The 18,294-nt window shown below is 29.9% G+C and carries 14 protein-coding genes and 2 pseudogenes; 7 read left to right on the top strand and 9 right to left on the bottom strand.

Annotation, left to right across the window (positions count from 1 at the left end):
* Positions 1–82: 82 nt before the first annotated feature.
* Both DK405_RS02520 and DK405_RS02515 read right to left on the bottom strand, forming a co-directional pair.
* Positions 83–784, bottom strand: a complete 702-nt coding sequence (locus DK405_RS02520) for a sensor histidine kinase (protein ID WP_064613070.1) — start codon at positions 782–784, stop codon at positions 83–85.
* A gap of 64 nt (positions 785–848) precedes the next feature.
* Positions 849–1,127, bottom strand: a complete 279-nt coding sequence (locus DK405_RS02515) for a hypothetical protein (protein WP_045915527.1) — start codon at positions 1,125–1,127, stop codon at positions 849–851.
* Positions 1,128–1,500: 373 nt separating this feature from the next.
* On the opposite strand from DK405_RS02515, the gene DK405_RS02510 reads away from it, so the two are divergent.
* Entirely contained in the window at positions 1,501–2,310 is an 810-nt protein-coding gene (locus tag DK405_RS02510) for a DNA adenine methylase (RefSeq protein WP_045913641.1), read from the top strand.
* Positions 2,311–2,313: 3 nt separating this feature from the next.
* Here DK405_RS02510 and DK405_RS02505 read toward each other — a convergent pair whose 3' ends face one another.
* From DK405_RS02505 to DK405_RS02485, 5 genes are all read right to left on the bottom strand, one after another.
* Positions 2,314–2,817, bottom strand: a complete 504-nt coding sequence (locus DK405_RS02505; protein WP_064613072.1) for a hypothetical protein — start codon at positions 2,815–2,817, stop codon at positions 2,314–2,316.
* A 47-nt stretch (positions 2,818–2,864) separates the two neighbouring features.
* On the bottom strand, positions 2,865–3,509 hold the full coding sequence (locus DK405_RS02500) for an ankyrin repeat domain-containing protein (RefSeq protein WP_064613074.1): 645 nt from the start codon (positions 3,507–3,509) through the stop codon (positions 2,865–2,867).
* 34 nt (positions 3,510–3,543) lie between these two features.
* Positions 3,544–4,119, bottom strand: a complete 576-nt coding sequence (locus DK405_RS02495; protein ID WP_064613076.1) for an HD domain-containing protein — start codon at positions 4,117–4,119, stop codon at positions 3,544–3,546.
* A gap of 234 nt (positions 4,120–4,353) precedes the next feature.
* Positions 4,354–5,802, bottom strand: coding sequence for a replicative DNA helicase (locus DK405_RS02490; protein ID WP_064613078.1), 1,449 nt, complete (start codon positions 5,800–5,802; stop codon positions 4,354–4,356).
* An 8-nt stretch (positions 5,803–5,810) separates the two neighbouring features.
* Positions 5,811–7,376, bottom strand: a complete 1,566-nt coding sequence (locus tag DK405_RS02485) for a DnaA N-terminal domain-containing protein (protein WP_064613080.1) — start codon at positions 7,374–7,376, stop codon at positions 5,811–5,813.
* Positions 7,377–7,991: 615 nt separating this feature from the next.
* Here DK405_RS02485 and DK405_RS02480 point away from each other — a divergent pair.
* The 3 genes and pseudogenes from DK405_RS02480 (at position 7,992) to DK405_RS02470 (ending at position 10,394) form a co-directional block, all read left to right on the top strand.
* Positions 7,992–9,191 (top strand): hypothetical protein, encoded by a 1,200-nt coding sequence (locus DK405_RS02480; protein WP_045912526.1) that lies wholly within the window; start codon positions 7,992–7,994, stop codon positions 9,189–9,191.
* Between the two features lie 98 nt (positions 9,192–9,289).
* A pseudogene (locus tag DK405_RS02475) lies at positions 9,290–10,092 on the top strand (IS5 family transposase); the annotation flags it as partial.
* 20 nt (positions 10,093–10,112) lie between these two features.
* Positions 10,113–10,394, top strand: a complete 282-nt coding sequence (locus DK405_RS02470) for a tyrosine-type recombinase/integrase (protein ID WP_080946451.1) — start codon at positions 10,113–10,115, stop codon at positions 10,392–10,394.
* Positions 10,395–10,989: 595 nt separating this feature from the next.
* On the opposite strand, the gene DK405_RS02465 is transcribed toward DK405_RS02470, so the two are convergent.
* Positions 10,990–11,988 (bottom strand): LD-carboxypeptidase, encoded by a 999-nt coding sequence (locus tag DK405_RS02465; protein ID WP_045912524.1) that lies wholly within the window; start codon positions 11,986–11,988, stop codon positions 10,990–10,992.
* 351 nt (positions 11,989–12,339) lie between these two features.
* Between DK405_RS02465 and DK405_RS02460 the strand changes: the two genes are divergently transcribed.
* On the top strand, positions 12,340–13,101 hold the full coding sequence (locus DK405_RS02460) for a hypothetical protein (RefSeq protein ID WP_045912523.1): 762 nt from the start codon (positions 12,340–12,342) through the stop codon (positions 13,099–13,101).
* Positions 13,102–13,370: 269 nt separating this feature from the next.
* Here the strand turns inward: DK405_RS02460 and DK405_RS02455 are convergent, their stop codons facing one another.
* Complete coding sequence (locus DK405_RS02455; RefSeq protein ID WP_045912522.1) at positions 13,371–14,246, bottom strand: 4-hydroxybenzoate octaprenyltransferase; 876 nt, start codon at positions 14,244–14,246, stop codon at positions 13,371–13,373.
* Positions 14,247–14,277: 31 nt separating this feature from the next.
* On the opposite strand from DK405_RS02455, the gene DK405_RS02450 reads away from it, so the two are divergent.
* Entirely contained in the window at positions 14,278–16,842 is a 2,565-nt protein-coding gene (locus DK405_RS02450; protein ID WP_045912521.1) for a valine--tRNA ligase, read from the top strand.
* Positions 16,832–18,292: pseudogene (gene dnaE / locus DK405_RS16040) on the top strand (DNA polymerase III subunit alpha); the annotation flags it as partial. The gene DK405_RS02450 and the pseudogene dnaE, both read left to right, overlap by 11 nt.
* Positions 18,293–18,294: the final 2 nt, after the last annotated feature.

The following is an 18,294-nucleotide window of genomic DNA, read 5'->3' as shown; positions in this document are numbered from 1 at the left end:
TAAAATAGCAAGCTTAGCTAACAATTAGCTAAGCTGACTGGTATATCACATATGGCTTCCGTTTGCATAGTTGCATCCTAATTTAGGTATATAATTGAATTGGCACTTCAAACGAAGAAGATATGTAGTTACTTCCTTGATCTATTTTGAGATTTCCTTTCATTTGATGTGTAAGCTGTTTTATAAACACCAACCCTTGTCCTAGCTCTTGATGTTTTGTTAAATTCGAATTGCTTAGTTCAGAATTCATCTTTTGCAATTTTTCTTTCTGAATGCTAGGGCCTGTGCTTTGTACTAAAAATTGTAATATTTTATCTTTTGAATCTGTTTTTCCATCTTTAGAAGGTAATAAATGAACACAAATATTAATCGTTGTACATTTAGTGCCATGTATAATAGCACTTTCAGCTAACTGGCTTAGTACAGCTCTTATTCGTAAACTATCTCCAATAATACTGTCTTTTATATTAGCCTGAAAATTGCTTTTTAGATCTATTCTATCATCTTCAGCAATTGCTTTTAGTCTAGCAACAGCATCCGTTACAAAGGTTTGTAGGCTAAAATTTTCTAGTTCTACATTCTTTGATTCTATGTTTTTTCTAAATACACAAATTTTATCATTTAGATGATTTATTAGTTCATCAAGTGAGCCTAACGTATCTGTTATTTTTGCTATTGCATCTTGCTTATATCCTACTAGTTCTACTATATTCTGCTTTGTTTTATTGCAGTTATTTACTATATGCCTAATATATTGAATCAAATATATATTGTTATTTTCCATATTATTCTCCTATGGTTAAGTTTATTAACTTTGTTTTTTTAGAAATTTAAAATAGCAAGCTTAGCTAACTGTTAGCTAAGCTGATTGGTATATGACATATGGCTTCCCTTAATGTTGATTTTTTATTTTCTATTATTTCGGACTGAAGTGTTCTAACATCTTCTGACTCACTTTTGAGCTGTTTGAATACATCTATTATATTTAAGTTTAGTGTTTTAATTTGATGTGTAAGTTTTAAAAGCTCTTTATCACCAGCTGCTAGATGTCTTAGTAACAGTTTTGACTGTATATTTTTATTAAATATACTTTTATTTTTCTGTTGACCTTCGTTTCCAAGAGACATAGAATTCCCCTACTGTTTTTATGTAAAAAATGGTTTCTGAAGATTAAAGTAAAAAGTTCAACTCTTTATTCTATTTAATCTTCAGCTTAGTATTATCAAAGTTCTAAAACCTAGATAATACAAGGTATAGAGTAGCATTATAATTTTTATTAGTCTATTAAAATCTTTTAATTTACAGGCTAAATTTTTGCATAATAATCTAATGTTGATGTAAAATTATTACATTCCTTACTTGTGGTTATAATCAATAATAAATCTTATTCAAAAAGGATACATAAAAAGTCTTGTAAGCGTTATTATTACTAGCATTACAAGCTGTTTTCTGGTATAATCTCAATAGAGATTCAACTAACAGAAATTAATTAAACTTCATGTGTCAGTAGCTGTTGCTAATAAGTCTAAGCCTTTTCTTCATTGGATTGGTAGTAAACGAAGAATTGTTAATAAATTAATAGAACATCTTCCTCAAGGTCCACACTATAATTACTATGAACCATTCCTTGGTGGCGGTGCTTTATTTTTTCAAGTTAGGCATCTTTTTAAACAATGTTTTTTGTCTGACATCAATCTCGATTTAATTACTAGCTATAATGCTGTTAAAAATAATCCTAATGAGGTCAATAGATTACTGAGTTTATATCACAAACATCATTCGAAGGATTATTATTATAAAGTTAAAAACAAATATAGTAATAATCCGAATGAAATTACCGCAAAATTTATATATCTTAATAAATATTCTTTTAGAGGAATTTATAGAGTCTACAAAAATGGACAATCTGCTCAAACATTTTCTGGTGAATGCTACATTAAACTCCACATTGCATCTAGAATAAACCAATGCAGCAGCCTTCTACATGGTGTATCAATTTATGCTACAGATTTTTCATTTATAGAGCCTCAACAAAATGACTTTGTTTATTTCGATCCTCCTTACCATAAATCTGGAGAAAGGTTCTACACTAGACTTCCATTTGATGAAAAAGATCAAATTAGATTACGGGATTTTGTCCAAGAATTAACAAATAAAGGTGTTAAGATTATGATCTCAAATAATAATACTGCCTTTATTAGAGACTTATACAAAGATTTTAATATCAATACCGTTACAGTCGTATACTCAATCAATGAACAACGCAATCCTGTTAATGAACTAATCATTACTAACTATAAAACTTGCTAGTTATTAAATGTGAACCTGCAATCCAAATCGTATATGAATAGGAAGTGGTCTATAGTTAGCAATTGTGCTGCATTCAATGTCTAAATATGTATCTCTTGATAAGTTTATTGTTGTACCAACTCCCAAGTCTACTCCAATATCACTATAAGACTTGAGAACTGATACTAGGCCACCTGTAACAAAAATTGATGCTTTGTTACCTTCAATTATATTGTAATAATAATTTCCTTGAACAAAGTTATCTCTACAGTTGTGATGACACATAAATCCTAATCTTACATCCATTCTGTGCCGATTTAATCTATAACCAATTCCAGCTTCTAATGTGTCGTAGTTAGTAGCAATACCAGTTGAAAATTTTATATAGAATTGTGAAGTATCAATACTATCTTTGAAAGCATTGAAGTTTACATTATTATTCGCTGTACATATCGATGGTGAAGATAATACAACGAATGCTAATATAACAGCATAACACGGTTGTAAAAGTGATTTCAAAACATTCATATTAACTTCTCTTTATTAGCATTAACATATTAGCTATCTGTTGAAACCTAATACCATGGGACCCATTGTTCCGTTAGAAAGTTGAATATATCTGCATTACCGCTTTTAGCAGCATAATCTATAGTAGTCATGCCGTTATCATCTTTTGCATCAATATCAGCACCATAATCAATCAAAAGCTCTATAATATCTATGATTTTATTACGAACAGCAATATGTAGTAGTGTTTCTCCTTCATCATATTTTTTATTAATACCAGTAGAATTATGTTTTAGCATAATTGCTAAAGGTTCTACACATTTGCATTCAACAGCATCAGATAAAGGTGTATTACCTTGATTATTCTCGATATTTACATCAGCATTATATTTTAGCAGTAATGCTATATGATCATTGCAATAGGTAGGATATTTTTCGAAAAATTCATAATATACTTGAATTGTTTCAACAACAAGATGTAAAGCAGTGTGCCCATCATTATCTTGTGCGTTTACGTTAGCTTCATTGTTCAACAAAATCTTAGCAATAGGTAGATTCTTATATTTCAAAGCAACAGATAAAGCAGTAGTGCCATCTTTATATTTTGAATTGACAAGTGTAATATCCTTATTAATAAGCTGCTTCACTTTTTTAATATCACCATCTTGAATAGCGCTATGTAAGGTATACTTAGTCTTAGATTTTAATATCATATATTTAATCCTTTCATTCTCAATTATTTACTCATTAGCTAGCATGAAGTTTACAATATTCGCTTAAGCGTTCTCCAATCTCTGGTAGTTTAAGGTATTCAGCAAGAGCTATAAATTCTTGCTGCGTTTCAAATATTATTTCTTGCCTTTTGTGAGGAGGTTTGATGAATATAGTTGTAATATTATGGAATCTATCAAAAAGCTTGATCAGTAATAGTTCTGTTTTATTTTGGCTGCGTAATATTTGTATCATTTCCATAGCACTGATTTTCTTATTATCCCTAACTCTGGTAAGGTCTGAAACTTGTTCTGCAATATTAGCACCAAATTCGTACCTTATTCTTTCTTTAGTTAGTTTTGTGTCTTCAAGTGTATCATGTAGTATTGCAGTAATAATTGTATCTGTTTCAGAGCTGTAGTCTGATACCATGTACGCTACTTTCAATGGATGTGTGTAGTAGAGTTCTCCAGTATCTCTCTTTTGCTGACCATGATATTTTTTAGCATATTTTATTGCTCTTTCAACTTTATCAAGATCAATTTTGGTGTTAAATCTTATGTTGGTTCTGAACAGCTTATTTATTAAGCTCTCACTATAAAAATCTATCATTGGCCACCTCCAAATGGTTATTAATAAATTATACCATAATTTAAACTTTTTGTATACTCCAATCCCAGATAAAAACTGGAAAAGAGGCAAATTAAATTATAAATTTTTTGAATTCAGTTATCACGATGCCAAAAACCAATCTTGAGTTACATATCTCTGGTGTTAATGAGTAAAATTTTGCTGTAATTTTTTTTGAATAAGCATTTTTTCATCTTATGCATAATCTAGCGTTTATTAACATTGCTGAGAGTTTTTAACAATATTGCCAAATTTAGAATACCTACTATTATAGTACAACTTCACTGTACCAACTGGCCCATTACGGTGTTTAGCAACAATTATTTCAGCAGTGTTATAACATTTATTTTGTTTTGTAACCCATTCTGTGTATTCTGGAGTACCTGGATTCGGTTCTGATCTAGACAAGTAATATTCGTCACGATATATAAGCATTACAATATCGGCGTCCTGTTCAATTGAGCCTGATTCTCTTAGATCTGAGAGAATAGGCTTTTTATCTGACCTTTGTTCTACAGCTCTAGATAATTGAGATAACGCAATTATTGAAATATTGAGCTCTTTAGCAAGAGCTTTTAAGCTCTGAGTAATTTCAGAAATCTCCTGCACTCGATTATACTGACTCACTCTGTTATCAATTTTTATTAGCTGTAAATAATCAATAAATAATATTGCTAAATTATGTGTACGTTTAAGTCTACGAGCTCGAGATCTAATTGCAGATATCGAGATTGCCGGAGCATCATCTATAAAAAAATTCCACTTTTGTATTTCATCTTGTACAGTCTTTAACTTATCAACATCTTGTTCATTTATTTTACCGTTAAATAATGCAGAGCTATTAATTTCTGATTCTATAGAAAGAATTCGAGTTGAGATTTGCTGAGATGACATTTCTAAAGAAAAGAATCCAACTGATGGTGTTATATTAGAAACTTTGCTATTTTGTTGAGTAGATGATGATAAAAAATATTTACAAGCATTTATTGCTAAGTTAACTCCTAAAGCAGTTTTACCCATTGAAGGTCTGCCAGCTAATATTATTAGGTCAGAATTTTTAAATCCTCCAAGCTTTGAATCAATGTCAAGTAGTCCACTACTGATACCATTAATAGAGTTTTTATTTTTAATAGCAGATGAAATTGATGTCCATGATTCTTCAATTGAAGTTTGCAATTTTATAAATCCTTTACTTAAAGTTCCTCTTGAACCTAGATCATATAATTGAGATTCAGCAGTTTCGATCTGAGTTATAGCTGTATCTGCTAAAGTAGAAGAATACGCATTTGTTACTATTTTTTCTCCAATTTCAATTAAATAACGCCGCAGCGCAAGGTCATATACTATTTTGCCGTACTCATTAACATTAACTATACTTAATGCTAAAGTTGTAAGTTTAGCTAGATACTCTACTCCACCTATTTCATCAAATGAGGGTTCATTGCCTAGCATATTTTTGAGCGAAATTACAGTAGCACTAATTCCTTTACTAATAATGAGATTAATTGACTTGTATATTTTACCATGTAATGGTTCATAAAAATGTTCCGGCAGTAAAAATTCGTTAATGTTATATAGCGCACGATTGTTAATCAGAATTGCCCCAAGTATCATTTGCTCTGCCTGAATATTACTTGGAGCAATCTTTGCAAGATCTTTTTCCATATCACCCTTTAAATTTTATTAAAATTACTAAACTTAACTAACTCAAAAGAAAATCCTTGAGCTTTAAAAGCGGACTCAAGATCTTTCAGATAGTTCTCTCTGATGTAACTATCTTCAAATTCTGTTTTAGCTTTAATGAATATTTTTTTACTAACATTATCTTCATTTATAACTTCTAATTTGATAAACCATGATTTATCGATAGCTTGACCGTAACTTTTAATCAAAGATTCTCGTACCTTGTACCAAGTCGAGTTAGAGCCCAGTTGTTTACTGATATTCAAGAGATACTCTTCTTCATTGATTTGTTTCTGTGAAACAGTTGTAGGTTGCTCAAATGGTGTAACTTGCAATTCTTGAATTTCGTATCCATATACATCTTGTACAGCTTGTAATATCTTTGATCTATCACATTCTGTTAGTGTGATATTTTTAAGCAACTTAACAAAAAACCTAGTTCGAACTGCTGGCCCAAAACTACAAGAAGTCAAAATTTGATAAGCCATAGCTGCTTCAAAAGAACCAGCAATTTTATGCTTCAACTGACTTTCCTTACTAAGATTTGCGCTTGTTTCAATTTGAGTAAGATATTTTTCCTTATTAGATTTTTCTACGTTATCAAATCTAAAGTTGTCACTATTTGCCTGATCAGTAGTTCGTAATTCATTCGCTAACGCTTTTGCCATATAGTTTAGAACTGATGCCTTACAGCCAAAATGATAATTCGAATATTGATCTGCTAGCTTTAATAGTAATTTGTTGATAAAATATATGTTAAAAGCTCTATCAGACTTGTGTTGCAGTGCAACTGCATCTTCTGGTGTTAGTGGGTAAAACTCTTCTAGCCTGTACCTTTTGAACCATTCTTTTTTACCATTCGAAGACTTGAGAATTTTTGTTATTAGTGATTCAATGTCTTGATTACAATTTTTAGTTGAAATTCGTATATCATTTTCAAAATCATCAACATTTTGAAAATTTTGTTCTTCATTTTCATTTTTTTTATTCTCTACTAACTCACCTTCAGTAGATCTAGATATTTTAGATTTTTTTATATATCTATATATGTCCCTGAAAAAAGTTTCAGGTTGACCTGAAATTTCTTTCAGGTTGGGACGAAATTTTTTTTCTGGTAAGGCTATATTTTCTTCTTTTCCTTTTTCACTATAGTGCTGAAAATTTTTCAGAATTTTTATGCAAGGGACATTACGTAACTTAACATTGTCTTTAATTATTGTCCTATTTTCAACTTCAATAAAACCTGCATCTCTTAATTCTACTAAGCATTGCCTAACTCTTCTTTGACAAACATTAAGCTTATCCTCATAAAGCTGATAACTTTCATGTAATTCATCTATATCTTTGTTGTAATAGATATGTAGTCTAAATACTATAAATGATAAAAGCTGTTTAGATGTTTTGCTTAACGCTTTTCCATTATCTCCAGTTAGCTTTCTCCATTCTGGCGGAATGATATTTCCAATAAAGTTATAAAATATTGTGTCATTATTGTTACTATTTTTTTTTAAAATAGTACAACTATTAGTTAAAAAATCGAATACTACAGGGCGCATTTTTCATCTCCAAAAATACAGCTATAGTAGGTGTTTTAGAAAATAATTTTTTTACAAATTACCATCAAATTTTTGTTCAAAAGGTTGAAAATAGGTTGAAAAAAATTTTTATGCCAAACCTATATAAATCTTCATACTTATACTATCTACCTTAGAAGACCAATTTTTCCTATAGATCATGTTATTACATATTATTTATGGTGTCTTGAAGAACAATTATCCTTTTAATCCGAATATTTCAACTCATCAGAAATAATAATTTTATAAAAACTTACATCTTTTTTATAAAATTATTATTTCTTTTCTTGATTCTTAATACGGTATCTGTGTTAATCTATTCTTGTCATCGTTATTCTAAATATACTTTAACCTGTTTCCTTATATCAAAATATCAAACTCAGGATTTAATAAGGCAGAAGTATTAGAATTAATGGATAAAAACCCAGCCTAAAGGCATAAGAACCATATGCGACTTTTATACATTAATTAAGTTTTTTTTACTCATTTTAAAAGAAAATAATGGATATATTTCGCTTGTGATATTAAACTATGAATTACTCGTAATATGGGTAATAAGATAACTAAATTATTAACAAACAAAACATTATTTAAAATATGCCTATTAATCAATCTTTAAAATCAACAATTTGTAATCATAAGTTTATAAACTCAGCTATTAGGCTTGCTTATAAAGTTGGTTATTCTACTTATGGTGAAAGAGTTAAAGAAACTGAAGCAGCAATTAAGGGTACAGGGTGGAAGATATTATGTAATTCTGCAGATTATAAAGATACTAATATGTATGGCTACAAAGCAGTAGCTTTTCTTAATGAAGAAACCAATGAAATTCATGTTGCTACTGCAGGTACAGATGTTAAAGATGTAAACGATCTGAGAGATGATCTAAAAGGTGTGTATATGCATGGTGATATTTCAAAGATAAAGCCAATGAAAGCTTTTATTGATAAAATAGTCGCCAAGATTGGTGTAGAAGGTTATAAATATAGCACTAGCGGTCATTCTCTTGGAGCAGTGGTTTCAGATTTAACGGCGGCTGAGATTGTATCTCGAAATCTTGAATTTATTGAATCTCGTACTTTTGACAATCCAGGCTCAAATCCAGTTGTAGAGTATGCAGTTAAAAATAAATATTTTTCTACTGTAGATAGAGAAAAAATTTATTCATTGGCTAAGAATTGCAAAGTTTTTAATGCAGTGCCGAATCTTGTAAACAGTGCTAATGATCAGTTTGCTGCAGAACCACCAAAGTTAGTAATACCAAAAAAAAAGGTTTTTAATAATGATGGTTATATTAGCTGGGCTGCAGATAATCTTAAAAAATTATGCAAGCCATTTGATGCAGCAGGAAACATGCTAGCTTCTAGTTTTGGATTTAACAAAATATCGTATGCATTTCATAAAGTATCTAACACAATTAACAAAGCATCTAATTTACTTCAAAAAGTATCTATAACAGCTCATTCTCATGGTTTGAGTAATTTTGAAGAGTGTGAAGTAGTTGACGTAAAACATTGGGGTGACGATATAGTAGAATTAGATGCTTCTGAAGAAGAGAAATTACAAAATGTTAGTTCTACAGGTAACGATGGTATTATTATAGAACATAAAAATGCTGAAGAATGGTTACAGTCATTCGTACACTATAGTGTTTATGCATGCAGTGATATAATAAGTCCACTGTATGAAACATCAGCCCCAAGTTTAACTTCATTTATATGCTATAATTATGCATCTACTGATAGTGGTAACCAAATTAATGGCGCATGTATTGACTTGAATACAGAGGTCGATTAATATAATAGACTTCTTTTGAAACCAGACAATGATGTAGAATAGTGTTATAAAAATCTAATTTGAAGTAATAATGAAATTCGATCAGATTAAAGAGTTAAGAGTTAAAGGATGAAAAATTTCGACGATTAACAAAGAGTAAGGAAGTGGATATTTTCAAAGATGGTAGATATTTTGAGGAAGGCTGATAGTCTTAAGAAATCAAAAGGTGGGTGTAAAAATAAGCTCAATTTGTAGGAACAGTTGCTGATGGTCTTAGAATACCTTAGAGAATACCGTACTTATTTCCATATAGGCCAGAACTATGTGATTAGTGAAAGTTCAGCATATAAAGCTGTTAAATGGGTAGAAGACACCCTAGTTAAACACGCAAACTTTGCTCTTCCAGGTTGTAAAGCTTTAATGAAGAGTGATATGAATTATGAAGTAGTCTTGATTGATGCTACTGAGAGGCCTATAGAAAGACCTAAAAAAACAAAAATTCTATTATTCAGGAAAGAAGAAAAGGCATACACTAAAAACTCAAATAGTGGTAGACAAGAAAACCCACCAAGTAATATGTACAGATTTTTCTAACTGTAAAAAACATGACTTTAGATTATTTAAGAAATCCAAAATTCTTATCAATCCTAAGGTTAAAGTGATTACTGATACAGGATATCAAAGTATACAAAAAATTCACAATAATTCTGAATTACCAAATAAAAAAAACAAGAAAAATCCTTTAACTAAAAATGATAAAAAGAATAATCGTAGATTAGAAGAAGAAAGAGTTGTCAATGAAAAAGTTATTGGTATGCTAAAACGGTTCAAAATTATTGCTGACAAATATCGAAATAGACGTAAAAGATTCGATCATAGATTTAATTTGATCTCTGGCATTTATAATTTTGATCTACCTTAACCAGTTTCGAAAGAGATCTAATAGAAAAATTAAAACAGTATCCATATTCATCAGAAAGTGATTGTGTACTTTCTGGACAAAGAGGAAATAGTAGACATTTAAAGAACATAAATATAGCATGGAAAAAAGCTCGTAAAAGGGCTAGATTAAAAAATTTAAGGATACACGATCTTAGAAGAACTGTTGGTAGTTGGATGGCAAATTTTGGAATATCAATAACTATAATTGGCAAAGTGTTAAATCATAATGACTCTCAATCAACAAAATTTTATACACATCTTAATATATATGTTGATAGTTGATAATGCTGCTTAAAAATATTTCTTATTGTTACAAAAGTATTTGCTATTAAATAAAAACTATACTACAGACTATAAGTTTAATCCAATTTTAAAAATTAATAAGTTATTATTTAATTACTTCAATTTTAAATTAATGAATATAGTAGTATTCATCATCAAAGTTTTTACTCGATACAAATACTGTATTCTTTCCTATCCAAAAATGTTTTGGTACTGATTCAAAACTAATTTTCTCTCTTTTCTTTATTGTTCGGAGCCTTTTTTCCAAAAATTTATAGTATATTTCATACTAATTACTTTTTCGTTACATCTTAACATTGTATTATTATAATTGGCTTATAGAGTTTTGCTATATAACCTCACATAGTTATGTATAGTAAAGAAAAAATAAAACGAATAGAAGAAAACTATGGGAGCAGCATATCCGTATGATTTAAGAAAACAAGTAATGAAATTAATAGAAAAATATATGATTGGAAAAAATTACAAAACGAAATAGAAGCTATAAAAGCAAAATCATGATATCAAAAAGAACATAATCATAGAATAACTGACCTAATTCCTTTTAAAAGAACAAACCCTCTAGTACAATACTTTATCTTCTACGCCATTCTGCTGGCATATCTACTGTCATAGAGAAACGATTGCCTTTAATATGATTAATGACAGCTCGAGTATTAAGAGGTAAAGGGTAATTAGTACGAGCATGCCCAATGCCATTTAGTGTAAATACAGGAAAGTTTACGCTTTGAGCAAATCTGTGCTTGACTAATTCTAATAACTGTTCATCGTTGGTGCATAGTATATCGCCAAAAATGACGGCTTGTACTTCATCTAAAATATGAGCTTGCTTTAAATGCTCTAGTCTGAGCTCTAGTAGAGCTGGGTCAGGTTCTACTTCCTCTAAAAACAGGATTTTATCCTTTGTATCTATTTGCCAGCATGTGCCTATGCTAGCTCTAACTAATGATATAGAACCGCCAACAACCTTCGATTCTAATATACCATCATTTAATTCAATACCATTATCAATCATTTTTAGATTGAATTTGATATTATTGCGGTATCCTGAGATTAATAGTTCTAATTTATCAATAGAATCCTGAGAGATTTTATTGTCTACTATCTGCTCTAGCATTGGAGAATGCAAAGTGCTCCAATCATACTTATTTTGTAAATAAATATGTAAAACACTAATATCACTAAATCCCATCAGAATTTTTCTGTTTTTATTTTGCGCAATCTTCTTTTTTACATCGTCAGGTAGCTTTTCCAGATATGGAATTAACCTACTAGCTCCTCTTCCTCCTCTAATACACCAAATAGCTATACTCTTCGGATTAGTTAATGCTTTAACTAAACTTTCAGCTCTAAACTCATCTGTATTAGAATACAATGGTTCATTATCACTGTAGATATTTTCTGGAACATTAGCTTTTACACCTATAGATTCTAAGTAATCTTCTATTAATTGTAGATTTAATTCACTACCTTTAGAACTTGGTGCTATGACATCAATTATTGTATCTGGTACAGCAAAGCAAATGCTTATATTTGCAACTACAAAAGAAAAAAGAAGAATAATAAAACGCATTGGAATATTTTTATTAAAATTGATCTTTAAGCTTTAAAAATTATTTTTGAATATTTTAAAGCGTGCAACTAAATACACTTAAACATTAAAATTGTTTAGTAACATATTATATAACAATTAAAAGGTCAACAATAATAACTATAACTATATAGTTTAGCTCTGTTAACAATAAAGATTGAAAAAACCAACATAGGAAAATAATGTCAAAATCTAAGACTAAATATAGAGATGCTTTACACAGCGCTATTAAAATCGTAACTAAATAAACTCATTGACACTTATTAAATATTGGTATACCATCCCTCACTTAAAAGTTAGTATATTTTTTAATTCAATTATAGGGTGGTTACAATGAAAGACATTTATAGTGCCGTAGTAAGCACTGTTAACAATATTACAAGTAATTTTTCTAATGTAAGGACTTGTCTTCTTAGTCCAAGAGTTAGGCAATTATTTGTTAAAAGCACTAATAAGGTTATGGAATATTACGAAATTTGTAACTCTATTTTTGTTAATTATCCTCCTGAAGATTCTTATAATAATAAGGATATTAAAGTTTTATATCATCTTCGCAATTGCGGGAGACAAACTTGTCTTGACCATCCAAGTTTAATCATACCTGGTGATCTTACATCTGGAATAAATGGTAAAGGTATAGTTGTTACTGGATTATTTAATAACACCAGAGATAATAATAGTTTATATGACAGACTTCAAGAATGGAGTGAAGGTACATGTAAAATAATACCAAACTGCAATGTTGAGAGGATAGTAGAAAATATCCAAAATATGATGGATGACAGTGAAAATACTGCAGAAACTTCTATAGCAGCAGGGGCAGGAGCAGCGGCAGGAGTAGCAGTAGGTGTTATTGCTACTGCTTTAATAGTATTCTTTTTCTGTAGAAGCAAAAAGAATGATTGTGTTGTTGTTAAAAAATACATAGATGAAAATACTAATCCTAGTAATTTAATGGAAAAAGACAGTACAAATGGCGATAATATGATAATTCATCAGCATCATGATAATATACATGATCTTATATATGATGAAGTCATAGGAAGCAGTGCTAAGGATACAACAGCAGCAACAGTAGAAATGTCTTATGTTTAAATCTTTATTAATTTATAGCATTTCCATTTTTATTTTATAAAGCCAACATATCATAATATAGCATAGATAATATTATGATATGTTATTATTTTAATGCTTATAAAAAAATCTTGCTGTGGGTTTTTTTAGTTAAATATTAATATGTTGATAAAAAAGAAATATAGAAATAACTTTTGTGGGCTTTAAAAAAGGATATTTTGAAGTAGCTTTAATAAAAAATATAAAGAGTTACTACATGCAGTCTTATTTCTTATATCAAACTTGTGTTATTATAGCAAAATCATAGCTATAAAAAGCAGCAATCCGACAATAGTATTTGCTTTAAACCGTGTTAAACAATTCAGTGGTTGAGTAACGTCTAATGTAGCAATTTGCCACATTAATAAGCATGTAGCAGCAACTATAAATAGCACAGCAAAAATTGATAATTTAAAAGCAGATAATAATATTGATTCAACGAACATACTGATAAATATAAGATATAGTGATGCTAAAATCCATAGCTTATACTTGTTATTTTTAAGCACTAACGCTAAAGATTTAACTTTTATCTTTTCATCATCAGCAGCATCTGCAAAGGCATAAATTGTATCATAACCAATAGTCCAAAAAATACAGCCAATATACATTACAACACTTGCTATAGTTAAATTATTAGTGACGTTAGCATACGATATCAAAGCTCCAGAATTAAAAGTAATACCTAAAATAACCTGAGGATAATAAGTAAGACGCTTCATAAATGGGTAAATAAAGATTAATGTTGATGCTAAAATAGCTAAAATAATTGCTAAATCTGATAGTTGCATTAGCAGCATTAATGCAGCCATTGATATAACTATTAGATATATCACTGCACTAGTAACTGCTATTTGATTGTTTGCAAGTGGACGAAGTTTAGTTCTAGCAACTCGACAGTCAATATCTTTATCTACAATATCATTTACTATGCAGCCAAAACTGCGCATTAATATACTACCAATGAAAAAAATAACTAAACTGTTATATTTGACTTGTTCTAATGGAACTAATCCCATTCCAAAACAACATGGAAAAAATAACAAAAAAATACCAACTGGATTGTTTAAACGAGATAGCTTTATTAAAAGATTAAATTGGTATATTATCCTTAAAAAAGTAGTCATTTATCATATCTATCAAATGTAAAGGAAAATTATGGCCGAATTGTCAGCAAATTACAACTATCTAGAAAATGAACCAAAGTGGCAAAATGATTGGCAGAAAAAAAAAATATACCAATGGAATCCTGCTATCTCAAAAAAGGAAACATTTATTGTAGATCCTCCTCCGCCTACAGTTTCTGGCGATTTGCATATTGGGCATGCAATGAATTTTATTCAACTTGATTGTATTGTTAGATATCAACGAATGATTGGGAAAAATATATTTTTCCCAATTGGGTTTGATGATAATGGCTTACCTACTGAAAGATTTGTTGAAAAAATAAAAAATGTCCGTGCTGCTAATATGGCAAGACCAGATTTTATTAAAATGTGCCAGGAAGTTATAACAGCAAAGGAAGGAGAGTTTTGTAAATTTTTAAATGCAATTGGGCTATCAGTAGATTGGTCATTAAAGTATCAAACCATTAGTTCATTGTCATGTAAAATATCACAAATGTCATTTCTTGACTTGGTTAATAAAAATCAAGTTTATCGCAATCATCAGCCAGTATTGTGGGATTGCATTGATCAAACTGCTTTATCTCAAGCTGATGTTGAAGATAAAGAAAGAATAACATCAATGTATTACATTTCTTTTGCAGTTATCAACAGTGAACTAAAGTTACAAATTGCTACTACTAGACCAGAAATGTTGCCTGCATGTTGTGCTATATTTTTTAACCCAAATGATAACAGATATCAGCATTTGCATAACCAATTTGCTATTACTCCATTATTTAAGTCAGTAGTGCCAATACTTGCAGAGGAAACAGTAGATATAAATAAAGGCAGTGGATTGGTAATGTGCTGTACATTTGGTGATACTAAAGATGTTGCATGGTGGAGAAAACATAATCTACCTACTAGAATTATTATTGATTATTATGGCAAAGTTAAACCTCTAGACTTTACATTTACTAGCCAAAATCAAGCAAAATTTACAGAATATTACAATCAAATTACTGGCCTGAAAATTGCTCAAGCTAGAAACAAAGTTGTGGAGTTATTACATCATAATCAACTAATTATAAAACATGAACAGATATCTCAAACTGTTAAGCAAGCAGAAAGATCAGGGGCTATACTAGAGATAGTTATGGCTCCTCAGTGGTTTATCAAAGTTGTAGAACATAAAGATGCTTTGCTACAAAAATCACAAGAATTAGAGTGGTATCCAAAATCCATGAAGATTAAACTTGATAATTGGATTAATAGTTTAGCATGGGATTGGTGCATTAGTAGGCAACGCTACTTTGGTATACCATTTCCTGTATGGTATTCAAAGAGAGTAGGCGAGGAGGGCAAAATTATCTTTGCTGATATATCTCAACTACCTGTTGATCCATTATATGATTTACCAGCTGGGTATAGTAAAGATGAAGTAATTCCAGATTCTGATGTTATGGATACTTGGGCTACAAGCTCATTATCTCCACAACTATCTAGCCATGGTATCTCATCTAATTTAACTATTGACTCAACTAGACATAATCAACTATTTCCTGCTGATTTAAGATCTCAAGCTCATGAGATAATTAGAACATGGACTTTTTATACTATAGTAAAATCTTATTTACATCAAAATAGCTTGCCTTGGTCTAAAATTATGATAAGTGGTTGGTGCTTAGCTGATGATAGAAAAAAAATGTCAAAATCTAAAGGAAATATTATACTACCAACTGAATTAATTCAACGTTACGGAGCAGACGCAGTTAGATATTGGGCATTAACTTCTCAACTTGGACATGATTGCATAGTATCAGAGCAGGTTATTAGCATTGGTAAAAAATTAGTAAATAAATTATGGAATGCTGCTAGATTTATTCTACAGCATATTACAGGCAAACTTGCTGCAGAGTTTTTGATATCAGCTAAGTATTGCGTTGAAAAAAAGGTTATAAGCTGTACTACTGACTTATGGATGCTAAGTAAATTGCAAGATACAGTCAACAATACATCAAACTTGTTGAACAATTATGAATATGCTGCTGCTAGATTACATATCGAAGAATTTTTCTTGAAAGACTTCTGTGATAACTATCTTGAACTAGTTAAATCAAGAATATATGATCATAGCAGCAAATATCAAAAAAGTGCAATTTATAGTGTATTTTGGGGATTAAAAACTATTTTAGAGCTCTTTGCTCCATTTATGCCTTTTATTACTGAAGAGTTATATGCAGCTATCTATCAATCCAATAATTTATGCAATGGTTCAATTCATAGCAGTAATAAATGGCCATTGGCGCAAAACTTTTATAACGATGAGTTAATTTTAACTACTGGAGATCTAGCTATTAATATTCTCACATTAGTAAGAAAATCAAAATCAGCAAAAAAATTATCAGTAAAAGCCCCAATATCATTATTACAAGTAAAATATGATAGTGATAGCTATCAGCAATTACCAAGTGATCTTGTAGATGATTTGAAGTTGGTAACCAACAGTAATGATTTTTCAATTGTTACTAATTTTACTACTATTGATGATTTAATAACTGGGGATGGAATTACAGTTAATATAGTCTATCCTGGGTCAATGAAACATGAATGCTAAGTTTATTCATTTAAGAGTACAAAGTTCTTACTCATTGTTGGAAAGTACTTTATCAACACAAAAAATATTATCTCTTGCTCAAAGATATGAAATGCCAGCAGTTGCTCTTACTGATAAGAGCAATTTATTTGGGTCTTTAGAATTCGCTCTTGCAGCAGCAAAGGAAGGTATTCAAGCAATTCATGGTATAATATTAAATATTCAGTATTATGGCCAGAATGATAGCCCCAAATATAGCGAGATATTGTTAATTGCTCAAAATAAAGCAGGGTATCAAAACTTACTTAAATTAGCAAGCTTTCCTTATATTAAAAATGATAGAACTACTATTAATCATGTTACACTAGATGATTTATTTACTTATAACGAAGGTATTATTGTTCTATCTGGTTATTTTTACGGAATTATTGGCAATTTATTATTTGAAAAAAATTTTGTATTAGCAGAAAATTATGCCAAAAAATTCAAAACAATATTTGGTAATCGCTTTTACTTTGAAATTAACAGAATTACTAGCAAACAGATCTATGCTATTGAAAAAAGCTATGTTCAGTTAGCACAAAAACTAAATATACCTTTAGTAGCAACAAATAATATTTTATTTGATGAAGGAGAAAAGTACGCTACACATGAAGTATTAATGAAGATTTGCAATCCAAATATTGAAATTGATAAGTTTAAAATAAATAATCAATGTTATTTTAAGTCTCAGAATGAGATGATTGAAACATTTTGGGATCTACCTCAAGCTATTGAAAATACAGTATATTTAACTCAGCGTATATCTTTTATGTTAGAGGCCAAAAAACCATTATTGCCTAAATTTGCTAAAGATGCTGATGAAGAGAATAAACTTATTAGACAATTGTCTGAAGAAGGATTATCTCAAAAGTTAAAGCTACAATTCCAAAATTATTCAACTGCAGAATTTGAAGATAAAAAAAAAATATATTTTGATAGGCTGAATTACGAGCTTAGCGTTATTTGCAGTATGAATTTTTCTGGATATTTTCTGATAGTTTCTGACTTTATAAAATGGAGTAAAGAAAATAATATATCTGTTAATCCTAGAGGATCAGGAGCAGCCTCAGTAGTAGCTTGGGGATTAGGAATTACCAATCTTGATCCAATAAGATTTGGTCTGTTGTTTGAACGATTTTTAAATCCAGAAAGAGTATCAATGCCTGATTTTGATATTGATTTTTGTCAAGAAAGAAGGGGCGAGGTTATTAATTATGTTAGAAGAAAATATGGAGAGGGTAAAGTAGGGCAAATTATTACCTTTGGGAAATTGCAAGCAAAAGCTGTAGTAAAAGACGTAGCTCGTGCACTAGGATTAGGTTATAATTATGCTAATTATATTACTTCATTAATTCCATTTAATGCAGTACGTCCTGTGACATTACAAGAAGCTATTGATAAAGTTAATGAACTTAATAATGCATATACAGG

Source organism: Orientia tsutsugamushi (assembly GCF_900327275.1).
GTDB lineage: Bacteria > Pseudomonadota > Alphaproteobacteria > Rickettsiales > Rickettsiaceae > Orientia > Orientia tsutsugamushi.
This window is presented reverse-complemented; position numbering and strand designations above follow the sequence as displayed.

Bases quoted from the DNA above. Each gene is read 5' to 3' on its own strand.
- DK405_RS02520 (WP_064613070.1), bottom strand. From the start codon at position 784: ATGGAAAATAACAATATATATTTGATTCAATATATTAGGCATATAGTA.
- DK405_RS02515 (WP_045915527.1), bottom strand. From the start codon at position 1,127: ATGTCTCTTGGAAACGAAGGTCAACAGAAAAATAAAAGTATATTTAAT.
- DK405_RS02505 (WP_064613072.1), bottom strand. From the start codon at position 2,817: ATGAATGTTTTGAAATCACTTTTACAACCGTGTTATGCTGTTATATTA.
- DK405_RS02500 (WP_064613074.1), bottom strand. From the start codon at position 3,509: ATGATATTAAAATCTAAGACTAAGTATACCTTACATAGCGCTATTCAA.
- DK405_RS02495 (WP_064613076.1), bottom strand. From the start codon at position 4,119: ATGATAGATTTTTATAGTGAGAGCTTAATAAATAAGCTGTTCAGAACC.
- DK405_RS02490 (WP_064613078.1), bottom strand. From the start codon at position 5,802: ATGGAAAAAGATCTTGCAAAGATTGCTCCAAGTAATATTCAGGCAGAG.
- DK405_RS02485 (WP_064613080.1), bottom strand. From the start codon at position 7,376: ATGCGCCCTGTAGTATTCGATTTTTTAACTAATAGTTGTACTATTTTA.
- DK405_RS02480 (WP_045912526.1), top strand. From the start codon at position 7,992: ATGCCTATTAATCAATCTTTAAAATCAACAATTTGTAATCATAAGTTT.
- DK405_RS02465 (WP_045912524.1), bottom strand. From the start codon at position 11,988: ATGCGTTTTATTATTCTTCTTTTTTCTTTTGTAGTTGCAAATATAAGC.
- DK405_RS02460 (WP_045912523.1), top strand. From the start codon at position 12,340: ATGAAAGACATTTATAGTGCCGTAGTAAGCACTGTTAACAATATTACA.
- DK405_RS02455 (WP_045912522.1), bottom strand. From the start codon at position 14,246: ATGACTACTTTTTTAAGGATAATATACCAATTTAATCTTTTAATAAAG.
- DK405_RS02450 (WP_045912521.1), top strand. From the start codon at position 14,278: ATGGCCGAATTGTCAGCAAATTACAACTATCTAGAAAATGAACCAAAG.